We start from the raw sequence: 4754 nt of genomic DNA on the forward strand, positions 1-4754 counted from the left end.
GCGGCGGTCTGCCGCACGGCGATGCGGCCTGGGCGCTCGCCGCGGCGTTCACCACGAACTCGCTCGTCAAATGCTTCGCCGCGGTGCCCGGCGGAAAAGGCTATGCGCGGCCCGTCATCGGCGGCGTGCTGGCGATCAACGCGGTACTGGTCGCGGCGGTGGCGCTGGCGGCGTGAGGCGAAGCCGGCGTGGAGACGGCGCACTGCGCTGATCGCCGCCACCATTTCACCATACGGAATTTGATTCCGAATATCGGCAAGCTTCACCGGCTCGACGCCCGCCGCCATAGGCTCGCATACTCGGCTCCGGACGATGGTTTTCCCTTATCCCGCATGGTCGTCAAAGTTTCGTATCGCGAAATTGACCCATGCCTCCGGAGCTCCGCATGGATTTCAGCTACAGCCCGCGCGTGGAGACGCTGCGCCGCTCGTTCGGCGAATTTTTTGATACCTATATTTATCCCAACGTGGAGCGCCACGCCGCCGAGGCGCAGGCCCAGCGCGCCGCCGGCGATCCGTGGCAGCCCAGCGCCGTCGTCGAGGAACTGAAATCCAAAGCGCGCGAGCACGGCTGGTGGAATCTGTTCCTGCCGCAGTCGGCGCATGCGCCGCAGGGGCTGACCAACCTCGAATACGCGCCGCTCTGCGAAATCATGGGCCGCGTGCCGTGGGCGGCCGAGGTGTTCAACTGCTCCGCACCCGACACCGGCAACATGGAAGTGCTGGAGCGCTACGGCAGCGACGAGCAGCAGCGCCGCTGGCTCGCACCGCTGCTCGCCGGCGAGATCCGTTCGGCCTTCCTGATGACCGAGCCCGACGTCGCCTCGTCGGACGCGACCAACATCCAGTGCTCGATCCGCCGCGACGGCAACGACTACGTGATCAACGGGCGCAAGTGGTTTTCCTCGGGCGCCGGCGATCCGCGCTGCGCGGTCTACATCGTCATGGGCAAGACCGATCCCGGCGCGGCCACGCACCGGCAGCAGTCGATGATCCTCGTGCCGTCCGACGCGCCCGGCATCCGCGTACGCCGGCCGGTCACGGTGTTCGGCTACGACGACGCGCCGCACGGGCATATGGACATCGATCTCCTCGACGTGCGCGTGCCGGCCGATCACATCATCCTCGGCGAAGGGCGCGGCTTCGAGATCGCGCAGGGACGCCTCGGTCCCGGCCGCATCCATCACTGCATGCGCAGCATCGGGCTCGCCGAGGTCGCGCTGGAACTGCTGTGCCGGCGCGTGACGACGCGCGTCGCGTTCGGCCGCACGCTCGCCGACCATTCGATCTGGCACGAACGCATCGCCGAGGCGCGCTGCCTCATCGAACAGGCGCGCCTGCTGACGCTGAAGGCGGCCGACGCGATGGACAAGTTCGGCAACAAGGCCGCGCGCGCCGAGATCGCGATGATCAAGGTCGTCGCGCCGAACATGGCGCTCAAGGTCATCGACTGGGCGATACAGGCGCACGGCGGCGCCGGCGTCAGCGGCGATTTTCCGCTGGCTGCGGCCTATGCCGGCGCGCGCTCGCTGCGGCTCGCCGACGGTCCCGACGAAGTGCATCGGGCGACGATCGCGAAACTCGAACTCGCGCGCTACGCGGCGAAGGCGGACGTCTGATGGGCAATCCGCGACGCGAGCCCGACCTGTTCAACCGCGGCATCGCTCCCGACCATCCGCAGTTCGTCAGCGCCGTCGCGCGCGCGTTCTCGGTGCTGCGCTGCTTCGAGCACGGCGTGCACTACCTCGGCAATCAGGAGATCGCGCGGCGCACGGGACTGCCCAAGCCGACGGTGTCGCGCTTCACGTTCACGCTGTCGGCGCTGGGATACCTGAGCTATTCGCCCGAGCGCGAGAAATACTGCCTCGGCACGGCCGTGCTCGGGCTCAGCCACGCGTTCCTGCGCAACAACGACGTGCTCGCGATCGCGCGGCCGCTGATGCGCGAACTTGCCGAGGCGACGGGCGCGGCGGTCATGCTCGGTGCCGCCGACGGGCTGCGCATGGTACTGCTCGACATCTGCCAGGGCGATGCGACGTTCGAGCTCAGGCTCGCCGTCGGCGCGCGCGTGCCGCACGGCACGACGGCGCTGGGCCGCGCCGACCTCGCCGCGCGTGCACCCGACGTGTTCGACGCGCGTCTCGCCGAACTGCAGCGCGACTGCGATCCGGCGCAGTGGCCGACGATCCGCGCCGGCATCCTGCAGGCGCGCGAGGACTACGCGACTTATGGTTTCTGCTTCTCGCTCGGCGACTGGAATCCCGACGTCTACGCGATCGGCGTACCGCTGACGTCAGCCGACCGCAGCCGCGTGCTCGCGTTCAACTGCAGCGGCCGCGTCTCGACAATGACGCGCGAACGCCTGCTGCACGACATCGGCCCGCGCCTCGTCGCGCTGCGCAACAGCGTGTTCGAGCGGTGCGAGGGGAGATTCTGAAGGGCTGGGAATCGGGAATGGGGAATCGGGAATCGTAAGAGCGGAGCGGCTTCGCTCTGATCCGACCGGGCGCGAGTCGTGTGTCAGAGTGCCTGCGCACTGCTCCTACGATTCCCGATTCCCCATTCCCGGCCTCTACGGCCGCACAAACGGCTCGATGCCGTCGCAGAAGATCCCGTCGGCCCATTGCAGCGCACACGGGAAATACGTCGTCAGCGCGTCGGTCGCACAGAAGCTCTGTGCCGGATTGGCGACGCACGAGGCCAAGGTCGCGGTGTTCGGCGCCGCGCCGAGATCGACTGCGGCGACCACCGGCAGCGGGCCGGGGGATGCGGCGAGCGCGCTGCCGTAGAGGCGCAGGCTCAGGCTGCCCTGATTGAACGGCGGCGCGCCGAGGCCGCTCGTCTGGCAGACGACGATCTGGCCGGCCGCGAGCGTGCCCTGCGTCGTGCAGGTCGCCGCGGGCAACGACGACAGCACGCCGCGATATTCGATGTGCGGCGGCAGTTGCAGGTACAGATTCGTCGCGCCGGCGTTCGCTTCGCCGATGTTGCGGTACTCCAATACCAGCGGACCGAACTCGGTGCCGAGCGTGGCGACCGGCGGCGAGTGCGTCATGCTGGATGCGACCAGGGTCGCCACGCGCGGCACGCGCGTGTGGAACTGCAGCCGGCCGCAGCCGAGCTGCGTCGGATTCGCGACGCAGTCGCCCGGCGGCGCCTGCAGGTTGTTGCCGACCGCGGCATGCACGAACAGCGGTCCCGGCACGGCGATGGTCGGCGCCACCTGGATGCGCATCGACAGGAATCCGCTCAGCGAGTCGTACAGGTACGGCGTGGTGCAGCGCACATGGCCGGGCGAGGCCTGATTGCTGCAGGTCCAGACCGGAATGCCCGACAGCGCGCCGTCGTAGCTCACGCCGGGCGGCAGCCAGACATCCAGCGTCACCGGCGTGTTCACCTGTCCGAAGCCGGTGTTGAGGAATTCGAACACGAACATGTTGGGCTGCCCGGCTTCCAGCGGCTGGCCGATCCAGGTCGCGACCGGACCGCTGGTCACCTGCCCGCCGCTGACGCCCCAGCCCGTGAACTGCAGCTTCGACGTCACGAAGGCCGTCGCCACGCTGGCGCAGCCGGTCGTGCTCGGCGGCGCGACGCAGGTCGGCGTCGGCGGCAGCGGCACCTGTGCGCTCGAGACCGTGCCGCTGACCGTCACGGAGCCCGGCGCGATGCCGTAGTCGACCATCGCATTGATGCCGAGCGACATCGAGTTCGGATTCCAGAAATCCAGAGTGCCGGAATAGGTACAACTCACATCGCGCTGGTCGGGCTGCGCGACGCAGCTCCAGAGCCCGCCGTTGAAACCGACGTAGCGCACGCCGGCGGGCAGCACCGTGCGGAACGTGAACGGTCCCTGGTGCACGATGCCGTCGTTGCGGTCTTCCTTCTGGACGTCCACGCCGATCTGGTAGGTCGTGCCCGTGTAGATGGGCGGCACGGGCCACAGGTTCAGGCGCAGCCCGGCGGCAAAGGCCGGTGCCGCCGCGACGGACAGAACAGTGAACAGCAGGCGGACGATGAGCGCGCGCATAAATTCCCCCGGAACCGGGCGCGATCATGCGTGCGTCCCGGCACCGGCACAGCCCCGCGAACGAGGGGTGCCGCGAGGCAATACGTTCAATGATTGCGAATTTTTTGCTGCGCGAATCGGACTGGACCGTCGCAGCTGGGCCGTGCGACGTGCGCTTTGGCATGGCACGCGGCGTGCTCCGTCATTTCGTGCCGGACCTGCCGGCGCGACGGAGTACGCCCCATGCCGCACGCCCACACCACACACGAGCTCGCTGCCTGCATCGAAGCCTGCCTCGCCTGCTCGCGCGAATGCCGGCAGACCGCGCTGACGCATTGCCTGCCGCTCGGCGGCGCGCACGTCGAACCCGACCATTTCCGCCTGATGTTCGACTGCGTGACGGCCTGCGACGCGGCCGCGGCGCTGATGGCCGGTGGCTCGCCGTATCACCCGGCCTATTGCGCGCTCTGCGCGGAAGTCTGCCGCGCCTGCGCCGCGAGCTGCGACGCGCTCGCCGACATGGACGACTGCGCGCGCGCCTGCCGCGACTGCGCCGCGCAGTGCGATGCGATGGCCCTGCACGACATGCATCCGGAACCCCGTCGCGGCGGACGCGGCGCGGAGCGTCCGCGGCGTACCTCCTAACCGCGGCTGCACGGTCGCACCGGCTGAACCGGACCTGCGCAGCCGCAGGCGCCGCCGCCCGCGGCGTGCGCAGGCTTCGCATACGATAGGCGCGCCCGGCGGCG

General features: G+C 69.2%; 4 protein-coding genes. 3 read left to right on the forward strand and 1 reads right to left on the reverse strand.

Annotated features, from left to right (window positions below; all coding sequences use genetic code 11):
* Window positions 1–367: 367 nt before the first annotated feature.
* Window positions 368–1618, forward strand: a complete 1251-nt coding sequence (locus VLF18_RS19250) for an acyl-CoA dehydrogenase family protein (protein WP_325281249.1) — start codon at window positions 368–370, stop codon at window positions 1616–1618.
* On the forward strand, window positions 1618–2436 hold the full coding sequence (locus VLF18_RS19255) for an IclR family transcriptional regulator (protein ID WP_325281250.1): 819 nt from the start codon (window positions 1618–1620) through the stop codon (window positions 2434–2436). The genes VLF18_RS19250 and VLF18_RS19255 overlap by 1 nt, the downstream gene beginning before the upstream one ends.
* 135 nt (window positions 2437–2571) lie before the next feature.
* Here the strand turns inward: VLF18_RS19255 and VLF18_RS19260 are convergent, their stop codons facing one another.
* A complete protein-coding gene (locus VLF18_RS19260) occupies window positions 2572–4026 on the reverse strand; it encodes a hypothetical protein (protein ID WP_325281251.1) in 1455 nt (484 codons plus the stop codon).
* Between the two features lie 222 nt (window positions 4027–4248).
* Between VLF18_RS19260 and VLF18_RS19265 the strand changes: the two genes are divergently transcribed.
* Complete coding sequence (locus VLF18_RS19265; protein ID WP_325281252.1) at window positions 4249–4650, forward strand: four-helix bundle copper-binding protein; 402 nt, start codon at window positions 4249–4251, stop codon at window positions 4648–4650.
* The last annotated feature ends 104 nt before the right edge of the window (window positions 4651–4754 follow it).

Origin of the sequence: Tahibacter sp. (assembly GCF_035481375.1) — a bacterium.
GTDB lineage: Bacteria > Pseudomonadota > Gammaproteobacteria > Xanthomonadales > Rhodanobacteraceae > Tahibacter.